At 57.2% G+C, this 21,965-nt stretch carries 17 protein-coding genes; 13 read left to right on the top strand and 4 right to left on the bottom strand.

Annotated features, from left to right (window positions below):
- Positions 1-86 precede the first annotated feature (86 nt).
- Genes proX through C4J90_RS13270 form a run of 3 tightly spaced genes read right to left on the bottom strand, consistent with a single transcriptional unit; the run spans position 87 to position 3,188 of the window.
- On the bottom strand, positions 87-1,112 hold the full coding sequence (gene proX, locus C4J90_RS13280; protein WP_164484540.1) for a glycine betaine/L-proline ABC transporter substrate-binding protein ProX: 1,026 nt from the start codon (positions 1,110-1,112) through the stop codon (positions 87-89).
- Positions 1,113-1,153: 41 nt separating this feature from the next.
- Complete coding sequence (gene proW, locus C4J90_RS13275) at positions 1,154-2,107, bottom strand: glycine betaine/L-proline ABC transporter permease ProW (protein ID WP_027616458.1); 954 nt, start codon at positions 2,105-2,107, stop codon at positions 1,154-1,156.
- A 46-nt stretch (positions 2,108-2,153) separates the two neighbouring features.
- Positions 2,154-3,188, bottom strand: a complete 1,035-nt coding sequence (locus C4J90_RS13270; protein ID WP_003181855.1) for a glycine betaine/L-proline ABC transporter ATP-binding protein — start codon at positions 3,186-3,188, stop codon at positions 2,154-2,156.
- 365 nt (positions 3,189-3,553) lie between these two features.
- Here C4J90_RS13270 and C4J90_RS13265 point away from each other — a divergent pair, with 365 nt between their 5' ends.
- From C4J90_RS13265 to C4J90_RS13225, 9 genes are all read left to right on the top strand, one after another.
- Complete coding sequence (locus tag C4J90_RS13265; RefSeq protein ID WP_003181858.1) at positions 3,554-4,510, top strand: LysR substrate-binding domain-containing protein; 957 nt, start codon at positions 3,554-3,556, stop codon at positions 4,508-4,510.
- 130 nt (positions 4,511-4,640) lie between these two features.
- Entirely contained in the window at positions 4,641-6,002 is a 1,362-nt protein-coding gene (locus C4J90_RS13260; RefSeq protein ID WP_124419998.1) for an MmgE/PrpD family protein, read from the top strand.
- Positions 6,003-6,195: 193 nt separating this feature from the next.
- The gene (locus C4J90_RS13255; RefSeq protein WP_003181861.1) at positions 6,196-7,431 is read left to right on the top strand and encodes an aromatic ring-hydroxylating dioxygenase subunit alpha; all 1,236 of its coding nucleotides are present in this window, start codon (positions 6,196-6,198) and stop codon (positions 7,429-7,431) included.
- A 140-nt stretch (positions 7,432-7,571) separates the two neighbouring features.
- Positions 7,572-8,717 (top strand): MFS transporter, encoded by a 1,146-nt coding sequence (locus tag C4J90_RS13250; protein WP_124419997.1) that lies wholly within the window; start codon positions 7,572-7,574, stop codon positions 8,715-8,717.
- A gap of 233 nt (positions 8,718-8,950) precedes the next feature.
- Positions 8,951-9,640, top strand: a complete 690-nt coding sequence (locus C4J90_RS13245; protein WP_124419996.1) for a class I SAM-dependent methyltransferase — start codon at positions 8,951-8,953, stop codon at positions 9,638-9,640.
- A 12-nt stretch (positions 9,641-9,652) separates the two neighbouring features.
- Positions 9,653-10,582 carry a 2-oxoglutarate and iron-dependent oxygenase domain-containing protein gene (locus C4J90_RS13240; protein WP_177413399.1) on the top strand — a complete coding sequence of 310 codons (930 nt, stop codon included), beginning with the start codon at positions 9,653-9,655 and terminating at the stop codon, positions 10,580-10,582.
- Between the two features lie 23 nt (positions 10,583-10,605).
- The gene (locus tag C4J90_RS13235) at positions 10,606-11,973 is read left to right on the top strand and encodes an NAD(P)-dependent oxidoreductase (RefSeq protein WP_124419995.1); all 1,368 of its coding nucleotides are present in this window, start codon (positions 10,606-10,608) and stop codon (positions 11,971-11,973) included.
- Complete coding sequence (locus C4J90_RS13230) at positions 11,970-13,073, top strand: mandelate racemase/muconate lactonizing enzyme family protein (RefSeq protein WP_124419994.1); 1,104 nt, start codon at positions 11,970-11,972, stop codon at positions 13,071-13,073. Before C4J90_RS13235 ends, C4J90_RS13230 begins: the two co-directional genes overlap by 4 nt.
- 36 nt (positions 13,074-13,109) lie before the next feature.
- Positions 13,110-14,270: an aromatic ring-hydroxylating dioxygenase subunit alpha gene (locus C4J90_RS13225; RefSeq protein WP_124419993.1), complete on the top strand. Its 1,161-nt coding sequence runs from the start codon at positions 13,110-13,112 to the stop codon at positions 14,268-14,270.
- On the opposite strand, the gene C4J90_RS13220 is transcribed toward C4J90_RS13225, so the two are convergent.
- Positions 14,253-15,158, bottom strand: a complete 906-nt coding sequence (locus C4J90_RS13220) for a LysR substrate-binding domain-containing protein (RefSeq protein WP_124419992.1) — start codon at positions 15,156-15,158, stop codon at positions 14,253-14,255. The two genes, C4J90_RS13225 and C4J90_RS13220, sit on opposite strands and share 18 nt — an antisense overlap.
- Before the next feature lie 91 nt (positions 15,159-15,249).
- Between C4J90_RS13220 and C4J90_RS13215 the strand changes: the two genes are divergently transcribed.
- Genes C4J90_RS13215 through cysC form a run of 4 tightly spaced genes read left to right on the top strand, consistent with a single transcriptional unit; the run spans position 15,250 to position 21,963 of the window.
- Positions 15,250-16,185 carry a DMT family transporter gene (locus tag C4J90_RS13215; protein WP_124419991.1) on the top strand — a complete coding sequence of 312 codons (936 nt, stop codon included), beginning with the start codon at positions 15,250-15,252 and terminating at the stop codon, positions 16,183-16,185.
- A gap of 37 nt (positions 16,186-16,222) precedes the next feature.
- A complete protein-coding gene (locus C4J90_RS13210; RefSeq protein ID WP_124419990.1) occupies positions 16,223-20,299 on the top strand; it encodes an SDR family oxidoreductase in 4,077 nt (1,358 codons plus the stop codon).
- Positions 20,296-21,303 (top strand): NAD(P)-dependent alcohol dehydrogenase, encoded by a 1,008-nt coding sequence (locus C4J90_RS13205; protein WP_164488017.1) that lies wholly within the window; start codon positions 20,296-20,298, stop codon positions 21,301-21,303. The genes C4J90_RS13210 and C4J90_RS13205 overlap by 4 nt, the downstream gene beginning before the upstream one ends.
- 27 nt (positions 21,304-21,330) lie before the next feature.
- Complete coding sequence (gene cysC / locus C4J90_RS13200) at positions 21,331-21,963, top strand: adenylyl-sulfate kinase (RefSeq protein WP_256658972.1); 633 nt, start codon at positions 21,331-21,333, stop codon at positions 21,961-21,963.
- Positions 21,964-21,965: the final 2 nt, after the last annotated feature.

Below are 21,965 nucleotides of genomic sequence, written 5' to 3'. Positions count from 1 at the left end.
CTGATCACTTTATTACGTAAAACAAACGCAGCCGGTCCCGCGTACGGCCAGCTCAATCGAGCTGGCAGCACTTTCCTTGCTGTTTTCTATTGCTTGGCTGCGGCGCGCGCGTCACTCAACCAACCATCGTATTGCGCCTGGTGAGCCTTGATCCATTCGGCCGCATGGCGCTTGATGTCAGCGAGTGATTTCTCACCCTTTTGCATGCGCAGGTTCTGGGCACTTTCGTCGTCCGTGGTGATACTGACTTCCGACAGAAACTTGCGAGCCACCGGGTTCTTCTCGGCAAACTCTTTGTTCATCACAGCGTTAACGGTATCCACCGGGAAACCGAGATTTTTGCCCTGATAAAAGGTGTCTTTACTGTCTTTGCCATCAGGCAACGAGGTGAACGGAACCGGCAGCCATACGACGTCGCGCCCTTCCACCAGCACGCTGGAGATCCATTGCGGCACCCAGGTGAAATACAACACGGGTTTGCCCTGCTGGAACCTGGCGATAGTGTCTGCCATCAGCGCGAAGTAAGAACCCCGGTTGTCCACGACGGTTGGGCTCAGGCCATAGGCTTTCATGTGGTATTCAACCATCACTTCGCAGCCCCAACCGGGGTTGCAGCCTGTCATGTCTGCCTTGCCATCGCCATTGGCGTCGAACAGCTTGGCGATCTCCGGCTTCTTCAAATCCGAGAGATCCTTGATGTTGTATGCGTCGGCCGTTTTCTTGTCGATCATGTAGCCCTGCAGCACGCCCTTCATGACCTGGCCAACTTTCACCATGGTGTCGTCGCCGCCGCCTTTCTTATAAAAGGCAGCGTGCAGGTTCTCCCACTCATGCACGGTGAAATCCGCATCGCCATAGGAGAGCGCCAGGAACATCGCGGGATAATCAACTTCCTTCGGGGCCTTCACGTCATAGCCAAGGTCTTTCAAGCCTGCAATCGCCACCTCACCGCGAAAACGCTCTTCAGCGATAGTCGGGAAAATAGGCGTGATGGAAACACCGTCACCCGGTTTGTTTGCATCAGCGGCGTACGCTGCCGAACATGCAGTTGCACCCAACATGGACGCCATCAGCGTCGCGACGACGGTTTGCTTGAGATTTGCAAGTTTCATATTTCACCGCGCTTGAATTTATAGTAGGTGAGCAGGTGTGCTTAGTTAGTCACTGGGTGTGCTACGTTCTTTTTCTTCTTGAATTTCATCACTAGGCCAACCGGCCCGGTTTCGTACCAACGCTGGCCGGTTGCCAGATCACTGCTGCGCTCACCCATCGCTTGGGTCAAACGATCGAGGAAGACAGCCAGGAGTACCAGGCCGGCACCGCCGACGCTGGCCAGCCCCATGTCCAGGCGGCCGATGCCGCTCAATACCATCAGCCCAAGCCCGCCAACGGATATCATCGAAGCAACGACGACCATCGAAAGTGAAAGCATAAGTGTCTGGTTCAATCCGGCCATCATGGTCGGCGCCGCAAGGGGCAGTTGGACCTTCAACAGCATCTGGGTGGCGGTGCAGCCAAACGCACGTGCGGCTTCGACCTTATCGGCGGGTACCTGGCGAATGCCCAAGTTGGTCAGGCGCACCAAGGGCGCAACCGAGAAAATAATCGTCACGATGACGCCTGGAACGTTACCGATGCCAAACAACATCACCACAGGCACCAGGTAAACGAAAGCGGGCAATGTCTGCATCGCGTCCAACACCGGACGCACGATCACTTCCATTCGGTCGCTGCGGGCACAGAGGATGCCCAGGGGAATACCAATAACCGCACAGAAGAGTAATGAAGTCAGGACCAAAGCGAGAGTCACCATGGCATCGGCCCATACACCGATCAAGCCTAGTCCGGTCAATGTAGCGATACTGAAAATTGCGATTCGTTTACCGCCGATCTGCCAACTGATCAATCCGGCGATAAGAATGAATACTGTGGGGGGCACGGAAAGCAGGCCCCACTGAACACCATCAAGCACTTGGTCAACCGGCCATCGAATCGAGCGAAAGACTTCCCGAAAGTTATGTACCAGATAAGTCAGCGTCGCTTCAACCCAAGCGCCCAATGGAACAGTGAAACTTTGGAACGGGTCTAAATAATTAAAGTCCGACATGATACTTCCTCGCCCTCAGAACTTGAGACTGCTCTGATTATTCAAATTAACTATTATTCAGGCAGCTCAGAAGATGGCCTTGGGAAATCGAGCCCTTATACAGGCCAACTTCATCCACCACCGGCATAGGCGTTGCGGAGGCCGCGACGATATGCAGAATCTCTCTGAGCGAAGCTTCTGCTTTTAGGGGGGTGTGACGACCAGGCTCATAGGTGATGCTGGTGTCCTGTTGAGCGATATCGCCCGCTTTCAGGATTCGACTGGTGTCGAATCCATTAAAGAAATCGCGCACGTATTTATTGATGGGGTTGCACAGTAACTCGCGCGGTGTACCAATTTGCACCACCCGACCGCCTTCCATGATTGCGATGCGGTGGCCGATCCGTACGGCCTCTTCAATGTCGTGGGAAATGAAGATGATGGTGCGGTTCTGCTCGGCCTGAAGCTTAATCAATTCGCCCTGCATCTCGCTACGAATCATCGGGTCGAGGGCCGAAAACGCCTCGTCCATCAACAGGATCGCCGGGTCATTGGCCAGGGCTCGGGCGAGGCCGACGCGCTGTTGCATGCCGCCGGAGAGTTGATGGGGAAAGCTGAACTCCTGACCAGCAAGCCCAACCTGGGCCAGCGCGCCCATGGCGCGGCAGTAGCGTTCTTTCTCGGCGACGCCGCTGATCTCCAAACCAAAGCTGACGTTGTCGATGACGCTCATGTGCGGCATCAGCGCAAAGGATTGAAAGACCATGCCCATGTCTTTCCTGCGCACTTGCAGAAGGTCTTTATCCGCCAGACCGGTGATTTCCTTACCATTCAGAAAGATCGAGCCACTGGTGGGTTCAATCAAGCGGTTGAACAAGCGGACCATGGTTGACTTGCCGGAGCCCGACAGCCCCATGATGACAAAGATCTCGCCGCGGCGGACGGAGAAGTTTGCATCAAAGACGCCAATAGCTTGCCCGGTTTTTTTAAAGACCTCTTCTTTAGAGGCCCCATCAGCCAGCAACTTCATTGCAAGGTCCGGTTGAGTGCCGAATACCTTATAGACATTTTTGACGGAAATGATTTCGTCGGAATTAGTCATACCTTGCCCCTTCGTGTTCAGCACTATTCGCTTTAAGCGATGCGCAAACGATCGAAAATAGTTTTAAACGGCAGCGGGAATGAATAGAGAGTTTCACGACGGGTTTCCTTTTATTATTTTTTGGCCCCTAGGAAAGAGGGATGTTTCAAATTTAGTAGTAACCCACCGTCAATTCCAACTACATTTACAGGGACAATTGGATAACGTCGGGTTATAGATCGTCTCAAGCGGACAGTTTTCTTGCTGCGGCACACAGGAACGACCCGTAATGTCTCAAAAACGACCTGCACACCGTTTTTACCGCCTGGCTTCAGTTACTCTCGCGTCGCTTCGCTGGGGAGCGGCTGCATGAGGAGAACGTAAGGATGTCAAAGCATGTCGACCCTGACAGCATTCTGCTGAAAATGCCGTCGTTGAGGGCCGTGAAAGCGTTTGTAGCGGCTGCCAAGTACGAGAGCTTCACCCTCGGCGCCGAGGCGCTTTGTGTTTCGCAGGCGGCTATCAGCCGGCAGATTCGCGAGCTGGAGGAGTACCTGGGTGCGCAGCTTTTCAACCGCGTAGGGCGTGCTGTCGAACTGACTTCTGCCGGGGCAGTGTTCTTTGATGCCGCGCAGCTGTCATTTGTAAACATCGCCCAGGCAGCCGAGCGAATCCGCAGCAGCCAGTCCTCCAAAAAAATGCTGACCGTCTGCTGCTCTCCCGCCTTTTCCGCCCTATGGCTGTCAGACCACCTGCCCGAATTCATCAGACAAAACCCCGGCATTGAGTTGAACCTGGTCACGACGCAGAACTTCCTGACCATGGAGCCCGGGGTACAGCCGGACGTCTTCATTACCAAAATGGCCCGTGTCCGGGACGACTATAAAAGCTACCCGTTGTGCCATGACGTGATCTATCCCGTGTGCAGCCCGCAATTTTTGGAGCAACACCCGGAAATCTCGACGATCGAAGGCCTGAGAGACTCAGCCCTGCTGAACCTGAGCCCCTACGGACGATCCCAGGTAGCCGAGCACGTTGACTGGGGTGTCTGGTTTGCCTTTCAGTCGATTGACATTGATGATCGCCCGCAAGACAGCCCCCAGATTTTCAATGCCAACGACTACAACTTGCTGATCAGCATGGTGCTGACCCACCAAGGTATCGCCCTGGGTTGGAACCACCTGGTTACCCGGCTGGTAGAGCGTGGGGTGTTGGTGCGGCCGATCCAGCAGCAAGTTCAGCTGCGCAACAGTTCGCACTACTTAAGCTGTCGAGAAAACGCCGAGAACGAAGATGAGCTGCGCCGGTTTCGTGAGTGGCTCCTGGCCAAGTTCCCCCGCTGACGCCGCATGCCTTAGAAGCAGAGTCGTCATTTTTGTTATCGATTGCCCTACGAAAATGTTGCTGGAACGGTGAGCCCTCGCTGGATCATGGTGCAGCGACACCATAATGATTTCGTAAGGAATGCCCGGGATGTCACTGTTCGAATTTTGTCGCGATTTCGATCTCCAACAAGCACCCGCCCACACGCAAGCGATACTCAGAAACAGCCTGTTGGATATCGTCGGTGTGATGGCCGGTGCGGCATCCAATGACACCAGCGAGATAATGCGCAGCTATGCACGCCTCCACTACCCCGGTGGTGTGTACACCAGTCGGCTGATGTTCGATGGCCAGCGCGTCAGTATGCTTGGAGCCGCCTGGGCTGGCGGATTTTCCGCAGACAGCCTGGACGCTCACGAAGGGCACTTCAAATCCAAAGGGCACGCCGGCGCAACGGTGGTTCCGGCGTTGCTGGCCCTGGCCGACGCATTGCACCACAACGGCCAGGAGATCAGCGGGCACGAACTTCTTTCGGTGCTGTGCATTGGCTATGAAACGGCGCTACGCGCTGGCACTGCATTGATGGCAACCTCACCCACCTACCACGCTTCTGGTGGTTTTTCCGCCATGGGGGTGGTGTGTGCTGGCGCACGATTGCTTGAGTTCGATGAGCCGACCTTTCGGCACGCATTGGGCATTGCCGAGTATTTCAGCGCACGCTGCCCAATGATGCGTGTGGTGCTGGCACCGACCATGTTGCGCGATGCACATGGAGCAGGCGCTTACGTTGGCTTGAATGCACTGTTGATGGCGCAGGCAGGCATGACCGGTGCCCCCGCGGAGATCGTGGAAGACCCAAGTGTCGCGCCGCACTGGGCGGATATAGGAAACCGCTGGGAAATCGATAGCCAGTACTTCAAACCATGGCCCGTATGCCGATGGGCACAACCCGCCTTGACGGCAATGCTTGAATTACAGCGCCAGCATCCCGAAGTGAGCGCGAGCACCCTTGAAACAATTCGCGTGGAAACGTTCTTCGAATCGATGTGCCTGCAGGGCCATACCCCACGTAACGCAGATGAAGCCCAATACGCGTTGGCGTTTCCGCTGGCAGCGCTGATTGTGCGAGGCAAGCTGGGGCCTGATGAAATCACGGGGGGCTCAATCACCGCCCCCGATATTCTCTCGCTGAGTTCACGCATCGAGATTGTCGAAGCGGCGGATATTTCCGCGCGTTTCCCGGATGAAATTCTTTCCAGACTTACCCTTACCTTGAAAGACGGTACGATCATCGTCAGCCCTGTGACAGCGGCAAAAGGTGATCCGCACACCGCGATGACGGCCGCTGAGCTGGATGGAAAATTCGACCTGTTCAGTAGCCATCTTGGAGTTGAACGAAGCCTTGCGGTGAAGCACGCGATTCATTCATTGGGTCAGGCGTACTCAGCCATTACGACGCTGGAGCCTATATTTTCAAGCGTTACGCATTCCGAGGAAGCGGCTGATCGATAACCTGGAATTATTGATTGCCCCTACGAAATGTCGTTTGCGGGCGTCGCGACGGCCCCCTAGGCTGTCATCTATCTAAAAAGGCCGTGAAGTTATTGCACCGCCATTAAGCAGGCAACCGATGCCGAACTTTTAGAGCACTATAAAAGTCACCGTTAAAGGTGAGCGCTCACGTTATTTATCCTGGGAGGATAAGATGGATAATAAAGAAACCGTGTTTGACCTGATTGCCCAACGTAAACCATGGCACTCACTCCCGGGAAAGCTCTATAGCAGCGAAGGCGTCTATCGCCAGGACCTTGAGCAAATTTGGCACAAAGACTGGATCTTCGCCGGACACACGTTTGAACTGGAAAAGCCCGGTCAGTACTTCACGCTGCAAGTGGGTGACTACCCGGTGGCCGTGGTACGCGGCAAGGACGGCCAGGTGCGAGCATTTCACAATGCTTGCCGCCACCGTGGCGCCAAGATTTGTGAAGCCGACCATGGCAAAGTCGCCAAAATGGTGTGCCCTTACCACAAGTGGACCTACGAGCTGGACGGCAACCTGCTATTCGCCGGGAACATGGGGCAGGATTTCGACAAATCCGAATACAACCTCAAAAGCGTTCACTGCGAAATCGTGAACACCTTTATTTATGTGTGTGTCGCGAGCAAAGCACCGGATTTCGAACACTTCCGTACCGCCGTGACCCCCTTTGTCGCCCCGCATAACCTCGATGACTGCAAAGTGGCCTTTGAGTCCAATATCGTCGAGAAAGGCAATTGGAAACTGGTCTTCGAAAATAACCGTGAGTGCTACCACTGCGACGGATCTCACCCCGAGCTGCTGCAATCGTTCGTGGACAACCTTTCCGTGGGCGGCACCAGCGGCGACGACGACCCCGAGCTTTCCGCTTACTGGAACAAATGCGAAAAAGCCGGCTTGCCGAGCCGCTTGGTGATGGACATCAAAGGCCAGTTCCGCATGACCCGCATCCCATTGTCCAAGGGCGCGGTGAGCTACACCATGGACGGCAAGCCCGCGGTGACCAGCCGCCTGGATACCACCGGCGAAGCGGATATCGGCGCACTGCTGTACTTCAACTATCCGTCGACGTGGAACCACTTCCTGGGGGACCACGCTCTGAGCTTCCGCGTGCTCCCCATCAGCGCGACGGAAACCTTGGTGACCACCAAGTGGTTGGTGCTCAAAACTGCCGTAGAAGGCGTGGACTACGACATTGATCGGCTGACAAAGGTATGGATCGCGACCAACGATCAGGACCGCACTCTGGTAGAAGGCACGCAGCGTGGTGTGACTTCACCCTCTTATGAGCCAGGCCCGTATTCCGAGACCGCAGAGACCGGTGTCTGCCAATTCGATGATTGGTATTGCGCCACCATGATGGAAAGGATCAAGGGGCCTATCCCCTTGAAGTCTGTCGGATAAGAACGATGCCTGATGGGTAAGCCTTTCAATACAGTCGTGCATTGAAAGGCTTACGCCTTGGCAACTTGCCCCTTCCTCCTTCCAGGCCTCAGCGCAGTCGCTGCCAGGCCTTTCTTCGTGTGCCTGTTTGGGTGATTCAAATGACTACGTCATCGTTAGCGATCAACGCCAATTACGGCGAACGCACGTCAACCCGTATTGCTTTCCTGATCGCAGGGCTTGTCATGTCGGCATGGGCGCCCTTAGTGCCGCTTGCCAAGGCGCGCACGGGGTTGGACGAAAGCGGGTTGGGGCTTTTGCTGCTGGGCCTGGGCGTGGGGTCGATTGTTGCCATGCCGTTTGCCGGGCACCTCACCGCACGTTACGGCTGCCGCCCAGTCATTGTGTGTTCCACTGCGACTTTATGTGTATTGCTTGTACTGTTGAGCAGCCTCAGTTGGCTGCCGGGCCTGGCATTGGCCGTAGTGCTGTTTGGCGCGGCTATGGGCATGCTGGATTGCGCGATGAACATTCAGTCCATCATTGTGGAAAAAAACAGTGGCGAGGCACTTCAGTCGGGGTTCCATGGCCTGTACAGCGTCGGAGGCATTCTGGGTGCCGGCGCGTTGACTGCATTGTTGAGCATGGGATTAGAACCGGTGTTTTCAGTGCTGTGCGTCGTCATCGTGGTAATGGGGTGCCTGTATAAAGCGATTCCAAGTTTATTGACCTATGGAACCGAAAAAGACGGCCCGATCTTTGCAATCCCAAAAGGCATTGTCTTTTTACTGGGCGCGCTGTGCTTCATCGTTTTTTTAACCGAAGGCGCAGTACTGGACTGGGGTGCTGTCTTTCTCGTATCCAGCCGAAACATGGAGCCCACCTTGGCCGGCTTGGGTTATGCCAGTTTTGCGGCGGCGATGACCCTGGGACGGCTGACAGGGGATGCCCTCGTACGCAGATTCGGCGGCGTGCTCGTGGTGGCTTATGGCGCAATGATTGCTGCCACCGGCATGCTCGTATCGCTTGGATTCGAGGGCTGGCCCGCCTCGTTACTGGGATATGCATTGCTCGGCGCAGGATGCTCGAACATTGTTCCCGTGCTGTTTACCGCCACCGGAAAACAGGACCGCATGCCCCAAAGAGTCGCCATACCGGCGGTTATCTCCATGGGCTATGCAGGAATTTTGATAGGCCCGGCGGTGATCGGTTTCGTTGCCCATATGAGCAGTCTTTCATTTGCGTTAGGGGGCCTGGTGTTTCTTCTACTATTTGTGAGCGCTGCCGCGCATTGTCTGCGCGTGTGATCCATCATCAACCAACTGAACGTTGAAGTAGAAATACTCCGATAGCCCCTGTCTTGCGTCCCCCACAGACAGCCGGAATGTATAACACCTGGTTACCAATGTAGGAAAAAGACGAAGGATAAGTCGTCTATTTGGTCTTTACAGTGCACCAACTGGCGAATAAGAATGAACACTCACTCACGCCACCACCCTGATTCATTCAACCTGAAAAATAATTTTCCGGAGAATACAGTATGGCCAGCGAAAATAACGCCACGAGAACTTCCGACGCCTATTGTGCGACATCGGTCAATCGCGCCCTGAACTTCAATCGCGACTACTTTCGCCTCAGGGATTACTATGAGACATGGTCTACTGATTACGACAACGATGTGTCAGAAGAGAACTATTGTGGCCCACTCGTGATCAGCGACCTGCTGACATCGCTGCTTGGCAACGCAGACACAAACAACAAACAACCTCGTAGCGCTTTGCGCATCATGGATGCCTGTTGCGGGACCGGATTGGTGGGGAAAGAACTGACCCAGCGAGGTTTTAGCAACATAGAAGGATGCGACCTATCACCGGCGATGACACAGTTGGCGCGTCAGACTCAGGCGTATGGGGCGCTCTACGGCGGCGTGGATCTGACCGAACACAACACGTTGATTGCGGACAACAGGTATGACGTAACCTTGTGCTGCGGTGCGTTCATCGAAGGCCACCTGCCCATAGAAGCCATTCACGAACTTATTCGCATGACCTCCCCCGGCGGACTTTTATTGTTTAGCACGCGCTGCACGTTTTATACAGCAGAAAACTTCGCGGACCTGTTGGACAGTTTAGTCGCGGCCAAAAAACTATCCTCTCTACCGTCACTTATGAACGCTCCTTATTTAGATGAGGTACATGCTCACTACCTGGCATTTAGAACTGCCCGATAAGGAGACTGCAGCATGGAAGCCTTAAATCGCATTTCACTTGAAATGCTTGAGTCTATTGATACGCCGCGCGAAGTACGCCGTCTACGTGAAACCTGTATTAAGGACGGTTTTTTTTATTTAACCGATCACGGTATAAGTCCGTCGTTTATCGATCAGGCATTTACTGCGGCGCGACAATTCTTCGAACTGCCGCTGGAGATCAAGAATCAGTTCTCCCAAGACCACCAAAAGGTCAGCCCCAAAACTTGTCGGGGTTATGTACATACCTTTGGCGAAACGTTGCACGCGCCTACGGGCCCCGATTGTAAACAGCACTTCGACATGGGAAGGGAGGCCGCCCTGTGTGAAAAACCCTTCACCGGTCCGAACCTGCTCCCAGACGAGCAAACCGCTCCCGCGTTTGCCAAGGCAATGTTGGCCCTGCAGGATCAAGTCATGCACCGCGTGGTGCCTGGATTATTACACGGGCTGGCGCTTGCACTGGGGTTGAACAAGCTATTTTTCGAGCCCTTCTTTTCTGATCCGGTGCTGATCCAGCGCGCCCTGTACTACCCACCCCAGCGCAGTGGCGCGGGCAAACACACGGACAACGGCATATTCACCTTGCTTTTCCAAGAGGCCGGTGATGCCTGCGCGCTACGCGCTTTTTCCCGAGGACGTTGGATCGACGTACCGCCTCGGGGACACGAAGTGGTGATCAACCTGGGGGACATGCTGATGAAGTGGAGTAACGGCCTGTTTACCAGTACACCGCACCAAGTCATTCACCGTGCGGACAACGCCCGTGTATCGCTGCCGTTTTTTGTGTACCCGAATGTGGACGCCAGGTTCAACCCTCTGGGCAGCGACCAGGTCTTGTCGTGCCAGCAAGTCATGCTTGAAAACTTCAACTCAATCTGGGTAACCGGCCAGGGTGCCGGCAGGGCCCGCGAACTCGCTTGATTACACCCTCAAGAGGAATCGATATGCAAGCTGCCAAGCCGAAAGTCGGCTTTATCGGTACCGGTAATATGGGCCGTCCATTGATAGAGCGCCTGCTGAACGCGGGGTACGAGGTCCAGGTGCATGATATCGACCCCGCACGTGCGGGCCCGGTGATCGAGTTGGGCGCCGTGTGGAAAGACACGCCTGCGCTGTGCGCCTACACATGCCAGATCGTGGTGACCTGCCTGCCGCTACCGCACCATGTACTGGAAAACATGACCGGCGAGCACGGAGCCCTGGCGGGCATGGCGGAAGGTACGGTGTGGATCGACACATCCACCACCGATTACCACAACACCCGTCATATCGCTGAATTAGCCTGGCAAAAAAATATATTCAGCCTGGAAGCGCCCGTCAGCAACCTGTCACATATGGGCGTGGATTTCGCCAACGTGTGCTTCTACATCGGCGGGGATGAGCGCGGCTATCGATTGAGCCAGACGACGCTCGACACCATGGGCCGCAAGTCTTTCTACGTTGGAGAGATCGGCGCCGGCCAATCGGTCAAGTTGCTCACCAACCTGCTGTTCTACACCGCCACCGTGGTATGGGCCGAGTTACTGGTCATGGCCAGGGCCCACGATATTCCGCTGCACTGGCTCTGGGACTACGTGAAAGTCTCGCGGGGAAACTGCTTTGTCAGCAACCAGTTGACCCCGTTCATATTCGACGCTAGCTACGATCATTCCTGTACGTTGGAGATCACCGTCAAGGACACGAGTCTCACTGAGGCACTGGCCGATGAACTGGGGGTGGCAATGCCGCTGGGACGCATCGTCGCCCAGCGCTATCACCAGGCGGGAACGCTGTTCGACAGCCAGGACAATCATGTAAAAGTGGTGGCCTTGAGTGAGCGGGAAAACGATCTATCCCTCACCCTGCCCGATTTTCATGCACCTTCGCCCTATGGCGCCAACCGCGACTATTGCCACAGCGGCGAAGTGATTGAGGACCCCATGGGCCGTATTACACCAGCCCTCACACCGATGTTTCATTCAGGCCTGGTATTCACCGATAACAGCAAGATCAAGCTGGCCTCGCACCTAGTGGAGTTCTTGGCCTGCATCAACAAGGTCATCCTCGACGAGGCCTGGCAAATCGGCCGCGCAATAGGTCTTGCGGACGCGCTGATCGAGCAGGTGGTGAACTGGAGTTGCGGCCCCAGTTGGGTTGCCGAACACCTGGATAGCTATGAACCGTGCCTGGACAGTATCGCAGCGGTTGGCGAGCTCCAGCAGGCGCTGCGACTGCCCGTCATCGAGCAAATTTTTCTCCAGTCGATTCTGGGCTTTCCCTCCCCTGCCCGCGCAGTCGGGCCGGCATTGCGACAGGGAGCGGTCGCACCATGAAAATTACTTCTATCAAGGTCTATCAACTGGATATACCGCTCAAGAATAAATACAGCCTCAGCGGCGGACGACTGCACTATGACTCACTCGACTCCACCATCGTCCTGGTCTTCACGGACAGCGGCTTGGTGGGCGTCGGCGAGAGTTGCCCATGGGGCGCCACTTACTTGCCGGCTTACGCTAAAGGCGTGCGGGCCGGCATCGAGGAATTAGCGCCGCACCTGCTGGGTGAAAATCCACTGCACCTGGATCAAATCAATGCACGCATGGACGTGATGCTACCGGGTCACCCCTATGTGAAAGCTGCAATCGACCTGGCATGCTGGGACATCCTCGGCAAACACTGCCAGCTGCCGGTATATGCATTGCTTGGTGGACGGTTCCAGGCGTCGATCGCCTTGCAAAGCAGCATCCCCACCGATGATACAGAGCAGATGGCGACCCACTTGGCCCTCGCCCGCAGCGAAGGTTATCGCACCCACTCCTGCAAGGTCGGCATCGGGGTGGAGGAGGATGTAGCTCAAATCCGGCGCCTGCTCGATCAGCGCCTGCCCGGGGAGGTCATCACTTTCGATGTCAATCGTGCCTGGACGGTTTCGGAGGCCGTCGCTGTGATGAACAGCGTGGAAGACCCCACAGTGTGCTTTGAACAGCCCTGCGAATCCTTGGAGCAATGTCGAGCGGTGCGGGAACTGACACGCAACCCGATCATTCTGGATGAGTCCATTGTGACCCTTGGCGACCTGGTACAAGGCCAGCGCCAGAACATCGCCCAACTGATCGGGTTAAAGATTGGCCGCGTCGGAGGCCTGACCAAAGCCCGACAGCTTCGGGACTTCTGCATCTACCACGGCATCCGGATGAATATTGAAGACGTTGGCGGCACCCAGGTCAGTGACAGCGCCGTGATGCATCTAGCGGCCTCGACCCCTGGCCGCCTGCATCGTGCCAGCTGGAATTGCTGCCGACACCATGAGATGCGTGTGGCCGAGGTGGATTTTGAAATCAGCCAAGGCCGTGCCTACCTGCGTGACCGCCCAGGCCTGGGGCTGACGCTTGACTCCCGGCAGTTCGAGCACCCCGTCGCCCAATACGGATAAATTTCACTGTCCTTCCAACTGATCCATGGAGGTTCCATGACCAGCGCCCCTGCTCCGCTGCACCTGGCTCGCGGGTTCGACATCGACCCTTTTGCGTCTTTTACCTTGCCCAACGAACATTACATCGACAGCCAGCTGTTCGACCGGGAAATGGAAGCGGTGTTTGCGCGTACCTGGCAATACGTCTGCCACGTCTCCGCGCTTCCCAATGCGGGTGACTACCGAGTGCGTGACCTCGGTCGGCGAAGTGCCCTGGTGGTCCGGGACAAGGACGGTACGCTGCAGGCCTTTCATAATGTTTGCCAGCATCGCGCGCATCGATTGGTCGAGGGCAGCGGCCATGTGCCTGGGTTATTGACCTGCCCGTATCATGCCTGGGCCTACAACACCCGTGGACAGTTGATCAGCGCGCGTAAATCCGAGCATCTCAAGGACTTCAGCACGGATCAGGTTCAACTCAAGCCGGTACGCCTGGAGGTGTTCTGCGGTTTCATCTTCATCAACTTCGACTGGAATGCGCAGCCCATGCAGGCCCTGCTACCCGGCCTCGAGTCATCAATCCGAACCTTCTCGCCAGCCCCGGAAAAGCTGTTCCACGCCTACTCCAAGGAATACAGCGTGCAGTCCAACTGGAAGGTCTCTGTGGAAAATTACTCAGAGTGTTACCACTGCCCGATGTGCCATCCCACTCTCTCGACAGCGACCCTTGACCTGAAAAGTTATCACCTGGCGATCCACGAGCATTATCACGCCCATATCAGCAGCGACAGTGGCGCCAACCAGGGCTATACGATGAAGCAAGGCTCGGCCCGATCGCGCGAATTTGGCGCCTGGTACCTGTGGCCGAACTTTTGCCTGGAGGTCTATCCAGGAGGGTACATGAATGTGTTGCATCATCTGCCGGTCAGCGTGGACAAGACCCTGCAGGTGGTTGAATGGTTTTGCACGGCAGCAACGCCCTCCCGGGAAGAGCAGGAGGTCATCGACTTCGTCGCCGTGATCCGTGAAGAAGATATCCCCCTGTGCGCCAGTGTGCAGCGCGGCCTGAACAGCGACGGCTACCAGCAAGGTCGCTTTATCGTTGACCCGGCACTTGGGGCCAACAGCGAGCATGCCGTGCACGATATTCAGAAAAAAACGCTCGCCGCGCTGGGACTGCTGCACACGGACCACCAGTCGTCAGTCTGCGAACGATGAACTTAACCATTCCAGCACCTGGCGAGCCGACAGGTTCAGGGTTTCATTACGCCATCTGTACACGCTCAGGGCCTCAGGGAGGTGTATGGATTCGGAAAAAGGCCTTACCAGATCACCACTGGCGAGCATCTTTTCACTGGTTCGACGCCACCCAAGGGCAAAACCCAGGCCTTCGACACACGCCTGCATCATGACCGGATAACTGTCATAGAACTTGCCCTTGAGTTCTCCGGGCCTGATATGAAACTCCCCCAGCCAGTCGCTCCAGGTGCTCCAGTACTGAGGCGTAGCGACGTGATGCAGCAAAGGCAGATCCACCAAGGTTCGCAAGGTCAGAGGGTGATCGCCCAACGAGGTCAGGTAGCCGGGACTGCACACCGGAAACACGTCATCACTCAAGGTCAACAGCCGGGTGTGATCACCGGATGGGCGACCCGAGGTTTGGATGGCTATATCGAATTTTTCCGCGGTTTCGGTAATAGGTTGGATGGATGCATTAAGGCGAACTTCCAGGTCAGGGTACTTCCTGTGCAAATGCGTGATATTTGGCATCAACCAGTAAAAGGCTTCGCACAATTGAACCTCTAGGACGATTTCACTGTTATCTCGCCCTGACTTCAAGTCTTCGGCGCGTGAAGCAATGCCCAAGAACGCTGTGCGCACCGCGTCGCGAAACTCTGCGCCCGCCTCGGTTAGAAATACGGCGCGATTTCTACGCGTAAATAACGCGACGCCAAGGAATTCTTCCAGGGATCGTATCTGTTTACTGATTGCAGCCTGGGTGAGATGCAACTCATCCGAGGCTTTGGAAAAACTTTCCAGACGCGCCGCGGCTTCAAAGGGAACCAGGCTGGAAAGTGGGGGCAGTGAGCGTTTGAAGTTATCCATAATTTTCATTCCTCCTGCGTAACCATAAGTCACTTTAAATGCAATACGAGCTCAACCAAAATCCTCCAGGTCGATCACATCAGGACCCGTCATGTCTGCAACCACAACCGTTACCGCCGCTGAAAACCGACAAAGCATACTCATCGTCGTAGGTTCGGTGTTCCTGTTGTCAGTTTCAGATGCTCTTATCAAGGCCACCAGCGCCGAGACATCGATGTGGCAGCTCTACGTGATTCGTTCGGTACTGGCCATTGGCATGCTCGTCGCCTTGCTGATGTACCGCCGCGGCACAACGCAGCAAAGGCCGCTTTCCCCTTTGTGGATAGGTGCAAGAAGCCTGCTGCTTGCCCTGATGTGGATTGCCTTTTACAGCGCACTGCCCTTCATCAGCCTGACCATAGCCGCATTGGCAATCTATACGACACCTTTGTTTATCGCTTTGTTCTCGGCAGTCACCCTGGACGAGCATGTCACACCGCGCAAATGGGTGGCCATTCTGGTGGGGTTCGCCGGGGTGCTGGTCACACTCGCACCGAGTCAGGCTGACTTCAACCTATGGACACTGCTGCCCGTGCTCGCTGCGATTTTATATGCCCTCGCAGCGGTCGTGACCAAGGGCAAGTGCGCCAATGAGGCGCCCATGCACCTGGCCCTGGCGCTGAATATCGTCCTGTTGTTGATGGGAATGGTCGGCAGCATTGTCGTCGCACAGACTGGCCCTCACCTGCCGGCCAACGAGGGCCTGCGATTTCTGGTGGGCGACTGGTCGCCCATGGCGATCGGCGACTGGGGCGTGATGGTGGTGCTGGCGATTCTGATGGTACTGGTCAGTACCGGCATCGCCCGGGCCTATCAAATCGGCGAGACCTCGATCATCGGCGCATTCGATTACACCTACCTGATTTTCGCGATTGCCTGGGGGGCATTGCTGTTCAATGAAGTGCTCAATGGCCGGACCGCGGCCGGTCTGGCCCTTATCCTGATTTCAGGCTTCATCCTGCTGAACAAGCCCACTGCTACGCGCTGAACGCTTCACATGCACAGGCCTTAACAAGGAGCTGTTTATGCTGACGTCATTTGATTCCTTGCCCAATGTGATTCTGTGGGCGGTTTCCCGCAGCCGCTCTACCGCTTTCGAGCGGGCCGTGATGCAGCATCCGGGCGTCAGGGTGTTGCACGAAAGGCTCTCCGAACCCTTTCTGGCCAAGCACTTTCCCGAAAAACATGCACTGATTGAACACACCCGCCGCACCAATAACGGACCGCCCGGCATTACCGGTTACGCCGAGGCGATGGCGTTGCTCGGCGAACGTCCAGCACCACCGCACCGCTTGCAATTCTCCAAGGAGATCGCTTACTTCGTCGACTTCGACTCGATCGATAGCACGTGGCTGGCGCAATTCAGGCATGTGTTCTTGGTCCGCCAGCCGCGGGATGTGATGCGTTCGCTGTATCGCGTCAGCCAGAGCGGTGGCACCACCTATTTCGATGCGGATGAATCCGGCTTCGATGAGCTGGCTCGTATCCATGAGCGGGTGCTCGAACAGTGTGATGCCAGTCAGGTGCTGTACCTGGACAGTGATGAGGACCTGATGGGTGATACGCGAGGCACGCTGGCGCGCTTTTGTGATTTCGCCGGTATCGACTTTTCGCCTCGCCTGTTGAGCTGGGCACCGGAAAAGGTCGAACAGTGGCAATTTTTCCAAGGCTGGCATGACGATGCCGAGCGCTCGTGCGGTTTCGCCCAAGTCGCGCACCCCGAAATCACGTTTCCGGATGCCGTCGAATCCACGGCACGGGACAAGCAACACCTCTACAGGTTTTTCCATCTGGCAGCTGCCTGGCAGCGCGTGCCCCCCACGAAGGATCACCTTGCCTGCCTTCATGAACCGGCGCAGGCACATCTGCGCGTGTTGTTGCTGGCATCGACGAGGCAGCAGCTTCTGCGTGCGTTGCAATGGGCAGCGCAATTGCCTGGCGACTATGCCGTTTGGCTATGGAGCAGCCCCACAGCCTGCCATTTCGACGCAATCATCCGCGAGATCGAGCAGTTGCAGGACCTGCCTCTGGTGACGCTGACGACCTCTGAAGACCCGGTGCCGCTCGAGTTCGTAGGCCGTCTGAGTCATCGCCAGCTGTGCCTGATCTGCCCCGACAGCCCATACGCACGCCACACCGGGGTCAAGCTGATCATTGTCGATCGAGATAACCCGGCAATGAATGAAGTCAGCCCACAGATTTCTCAGTACCAGCGGGCGGCAGCTCAACACAGTCGCGAGCGGCAGATCACGACCCAGCGTCTCAACGCCCCGGCCGATGCAACAACGCCCTCCTGGCACACGCATCTGCGTCAGTTGCTGCGCGATGCCCCAGACAGCACGGTCGCCGCCAGCCCCCAACGAAGCCTGAGCGCCCGCGATCTGAATGACCAGGCCCGCAAGCTGGCTGAGCGACTTTTGCACAGTTGCCCCCACGGCGGCTGGGTGGCTATCCGCCTGGACAAAGACCTGCGCACGCTGGTGACCATGACCGCCTGCAGCCTGCTGCGCTGGCCCTACCTGGACATCCCGCAATGGTACGGCCCCGACGCCACTGCGAACGTCCTGGCGAAACTCGATCCAGTGGTCGTGGTGGGCGATACACTGACTCTCCAGTCCCTGGCAGGCCGTTATCGCACGCTGCTGCTGGACCGCCTGCCGGAGCGCTGCGACGCTGCGCCAGAGGTTCGACCGCAGCCATTCGGTGATGTGGCCTATGGCTTGCTGACCTCTGGTACGACGGGTATGGCAAAGGTCGTCACAATTGGCGAACACGCTCGCCTCGATTCACTCGCCTTCTGGCGTCAGCATTTGCGTCCCGGGGATCGCATCGGCCTCAATGCGTGGATGACCGGCTATGTCTACTACCCCATCTTCAGCGGCGCGGTGGCCTGCCTGATTCCGGACGCCATGGTGCTGGATCCCCACGCTCTCACAGGTTTTATCCAAAGCAGTCGTCTCTCTCAATTGATGATCACCCCCAGTCTCGTGGCCGGCCTGCTGCAAAACGAACAGGCATTCCAGCAGGCGTTTGCCAGTGTGCATACTCTGTGGCTGAGCGGCGAGCCGCTACCCGACGCGATTCGCGAACAACTCACGCGTTGGCTGCCCCACTGTAAGGTGCTCGATCTGTATGGCTCGAACGAAGCCGGGGACGTGGCCCTGGTCGGCCCGCAAGGCCGCTTGCACTTCGCCCCCGGCACCGAAGCCTTCGTGCTGGACTCGACACTTGAATGCGTTCGCCTGGGCAGCTCTGGCGAACTCTACGTGCACACCCAGGGACTCACGCTGGGTTATCTGAAGGACGATACGGCCGACCAGGCGGCCTTCGTATCCAATCCGCTGGCGCCAACCCACCCGGACCTGGCCCGGCGGCTGCTGCGCACCGGTGATAGGGTGCAACTCACCGAAAGCGGAAATATCCACCTGCTGGGCCGCAGCAGCACGCATCTGAAATTGCGCGGGTTCAAGGTATTCTGCACCGATGTGGAACGCATCCTGATTGCTCATCCCGAAGTACGCACGGCCTTGGTCACCACGCGCGGCGACGGGCTTGACCTGCAACTGGTGGCCTTTATCGCCCCAGCGGATGCCGAACACCCGCCCCATGCCAGCACGCTGCGGCAATGGGCGAGTCAACACTTGCCGGCCTTCAGCGTTCCGGTGGCCTACTTCCTGACCCCATCGATCCCGGCCGGTGCCAGTCAGAAGCGCCTGGGTTCGCACATACTGCTGCAACTGCCACTGGTCCCTCTGCCAGATGACGAACCGCCGCTCACGCCCCTGCAATCCCGGGTTGCTGCCTTATGGGGCGACTGCCTGAACCTTCAGGGTGTGACCCTGGGCCCCGACAGTGACTTCCTCGACATGGGTGGCAGCCTGTTGCTGTTGGAATTGATAAACCTGATCAACCGGACTTTCCGTTTCGATCTCTCCGTTGCCGACATCACCCGCGACGCTACCCTGGCGGGCATTACGCAGCTGATCGCGCTTGAGCTTCAAGGCGAGCCCGTCAAGGAGGCCCCCTTCTCTGTCGAAGCCGAAACCGAGCTTTACCTGGCCAGGCTGCAAGCGCCTGTTACGCATATGCCTCAACGCGAGGCACGGCGCACGATACTGGTTACAGGGGCCACGGGGTACCTGGGGCGAATGATCGTGCGCCACCTGCAACAGGCCGTGGGCGTGGAACGCATTCTATGCCTGGTGCGGGCCGAAAACCCGGCTCACGCACAGCAGAGGGTTGCGGATCTTGGGTCAGTGGAGGCTGTAGTTGCGGACTTGGGCCAACCCCGGCTAGGCCTGTCACCCGAGGATTACCGTCGATTGTCTTCGGAGGTCGACTGCATCATTCATTGTGGTGCCGAGGTCAACTGGCTCAAGCGTTATGAACGCCTGGCCGAGACTAACGTAGGCGGCGTTCTGGAAGTGCTGCATCTGGCTGCCCTTGGCGGTGCCGGCGTTGTCATCGCCTCGACCTTGCCCGAAACGGTTCCGACCACCGGCTACAACCGAGCCAAGCTGGTTGCCGAAAGCGTAGCGATAAGGTTCCGTGAACAGACCGGCATAGATCTGCACATCCTGAGATGCGGGGACATCAGCGCTCCCCTTGAGGCCAATGCCTGCGACCGCATCAACCCCGACGACTATGTCGGACTGATGATTCGTAGCTGTGTTGCTCTCAAGGCCTGGCCGGCGCAAAGCGACTGGTCGCTGAATCTCACGCCGGTGGATCATGTCGCACGGATCTTCGTGCACTGTGCCCTCGGCGGATCGATGACGCAATCGACGTCAATCCATCACCTTTACAACCCAGAAAACACCCGCTGGGAACAGATCTGCAGTTGGATCCAGACGCTCTTGGGGGCGGACCGGTTCACGGCACTCCCCCTCGCTCAATGGCGCGTCAGACTCGAAGCCCAGGCACCTGGCAACGCCGTGCTACAGCGCACGTTGCTGATCCTTCCAATGATCATCGAAGACTTCAAACACTTCAGCCACCCGGCCCCGTTGCAAGTCGCGCAGCTGGAATGCCCGGTGATCGATGCCGAATGGACGCAGCAGTACCTCACCGCACTCAACCTGGACACAGGAGAGATCCCATGACACAGACTACCACCGGATGGGCGGCCCATAGCCCAGGCTCGCCATTGGAGCCCTTTACGTACCCCCGCCTGGACCCGGGTCCCAATGAAGTCGAGATCCGGGTCACCCATTGCGGCGCCTGCACGAGCGACCTGCATTTGATCGAAGGAAACTGGGGCGAAGCCTCCCAATACCCGCAAGTGTGTGGTCATGAGGTGGTCGGAAAAGTAGTCCGCAGCGGGTCCTCGGTAACGGGGCTCGCCGCGGGGCAACGTGTCGGCGTCGGCTGGTACAAGGGGGCATGCCTTGCGTGCGAGTGGTGCCTGAAGGGTGAAGAGCAGCATTGTCCAAAGGTAGTGCCTACGTGCAGCAATGGGCAGCGAGGTGGCTTCGCGGACTTTTTGACCTGTGACGCAAAGTTCGTATTCGCCATTCCCGATGCCCTGCCCTCAGCCATGGCGGCGCCGTTGTTTTGCGCGGGACAGACGGTGTTTACCGCACTGCTGCGTGGCACCCGTCCGGACATGCGGGTCGGCGTGCTGGGGATCGGCGGGTTGGGTCACCTGGCCATCCAGTTCGCCGCCAAGTTCGGGTGCACCGTGACCGCGCTGTCGAGCTCTGAGGACAAGAAATCCCAAGCCATGGAATTGGGTGCCAGCCACTTCTGCACCCTGGACCCGCACACGCTGAAAGCCCAGGAAAACACCCTGGATTTCCTGTTGGTGACGGCCTCCAACGATCAGGACTGGGCGAGCGCCATCGCCTTGCTGCGGCCGCGCGGCACGCTGTGCTTTGCAGGTATGCCCAACCCGGTCACCTTGGACATCGCAGCCATGACGTACAAAACCCTGACGGTTTCCACTGCCAATGTTGGCGGGCGTCACGACATGCTGCAAATGTTGGCGTTTGCCAGCGAGCATCACGTCTGGCCCCTGGTCGAAACATTTCCGGCGACAGGAATCAATCAGGCCTTGGATGCACTGCGCAACAATCAGGTGCGTTATCGCGCCGTCGTTGAGTTCTGACCCACACAAATTCCACGGAGATACCTCATGTCTTCTTCGCTGGCACTACCGCCAACCCTCCCAGTGCACTCGGACCTGGTCCCGCACCCCTTCGAGATAGGGCGTCAGGAACATTCCGATCTGAAGGGCCACCGTTCGCTCCTGTTGTGGTTCACCGGCATGTCCGGCGCGGGCAAGTCGTGCATCGCCAACCGGGTCCAGGCCAACCTGCACGAGCACCAGCTGCACACGTGCCTGCTGGACGGTGACCGGCTTCGTCAGGGCCTGACCGCCGACCTGGGCTTTGTCGATGACGATCGCAAGGAAAACATCAGGCGTACCGCCGAGGTGGGCAAACTGATGGTGGATGCGGGCGTGATCACCTTGGTGTGCCTGATCTCACCGTTCGAACAAGAGCGTCGCATGGCCAGAGCTCTCTTCGCCCCCGACGATTTCATCGAGATATTCATTGATGCGCCGCTGGCAGTCCTGGAGCGACGCGACCCCAAAGGGCTGTACGCCAAGGCGCGTAGGGGCCTGATCAAGAATTTCACCGGTATCGACTCTCCCTATGAACGGCCCCTATCCCCCGACATCTTGATCGATAGTGCAACGACCTCTGTCGAGCAGGCCGCGCGCACCATCGAAGCATTCCTGCACAACCGTCGGTGCTGGAACTAACC

Source organism: Pseudomonas sp. R2-60-08W (assembly GCF_003852335.1).
GTDB lineage: Bacteria > Pseudomonadota > Gammaproteobacteria > Pseudomonadales > Pseudomonadaceae > Aquipseudomonas.
The sequence above is the reverse complement of the archived record's forward strand: the minus strand, read 5'-3'. Positions and strand labels throughout refer to the sequence as shown.

Coding starts and splice junctions, on each gene's coding strand:
- proW (WP_027616458.1), bottom strand. CDS start 2,107: ATGTCGGACTTTAATTATTTAGACCCGTTCCAAAGTTTCACTGTTCCA.
- C4J90_RS13205 (WP_164488017.1), top strand. CDS start 20,296: ATGACACAGACTACCACCGGATGGGCGGCCCATAGCCCAGGCTCGCCA.
- C4J90_RS13265 (WP_003181858.1), top strand. CDS start 3,554: ATGTCAAAGCATGTCGACCCTGACAGCATTCTGCTGAAAATGCCGTCG.
- C4J90_RS13230 (WP_124419994.1), top strand. CDS start 11,970: ATGAAAATTACTTCTATCAAGGTCTATCAACTGGATATACCGCTCAAG.
- cysC (WP_256658972.1), top strand. CDS start 21,331: ATGTCTTCTTCGCTGGCACTACCGCCAACCCTCCCAGTGCACTCGGAC.
- proX (WP_164484540.1), bottom strand. CDS start 1,112: ATGAAACTTGCAAATCTCAAGCAAACCGTCGTCGCGACGCTGATGGCG.
- C4J90_RS13260 (WP_124419998.1), top strand. CDS start 4,641: ATGTCACTGTTCGAATTTTGTCGCGATTTCGATCTCCAACAAGCACCC.
- C4J90_RS13220 (WP_124419992.1), bottom strand. CDS start 15,158: ATGGATAACTTCAAACGCTCACTGCCCCCACTTTCCAGCCTGGTTCCC.
- C4J90_RS13255 (WP_003181861.1), top strand. CDS start 6,196: ATGGATAATAAAGAAACCGTGTTTGACCTGATTGCCCAACGTAAACCA.
- C4J90_RS13210 (WP_124419990.1), top strand. CDS start 16,223: ATGCTGACGTCATTTGATTCCTTGCCCAATGTGATTCTGTGGGCGGTT.
- C4J90_RS13250 (WP_124419997.1), top strand. CDS start 7,572: ATGACTACGTCATCGTTAGCGATCAACGCCAATTACGGCGAACGCACG.
- C4J90_RS13215 (WP_124419991.1), top strand. CDS start 15,250: ATGTCTGCAACCACAACCGTTACCGCCGCTGAAAACCGACAAAGCATA.
- C4J90_RS13245 (WP_124419996.1), top strand. CDS start 8,951: ATGGCCAGCGAAAATAACGCCACGAGAACTTCCGACGCCTATTGTGCG.
- C4J90_RS13270 (WP_003181855.1), bottom strand. CDS start 3,188: ATGACTAATTCCGACGAAATCATTTCCGTCAAAAATGTCTATAAGGTA.
- C4J90_RS13240 (WP_177413399.1), top strand. CDS start 9,653: ATGGAAGCCTTAAATCGCATTTCACTTGAAATGCTTGAGTCTATTGAT.
- C4J90_RS13225 (WP_124419993.1), top strand. CDS start 13,110: ATGACCAGCGCCCCTGCTCCGCTGCACCTGGCTCGCGGGTTCGACATC.
- C4J90_RS13235 (WP_124419995.1), top strand. CDS start 10,606: ATGCAAGCTGCCAAGCCGAAAGTCGGCTTTATCGGTACCGGTAATATG.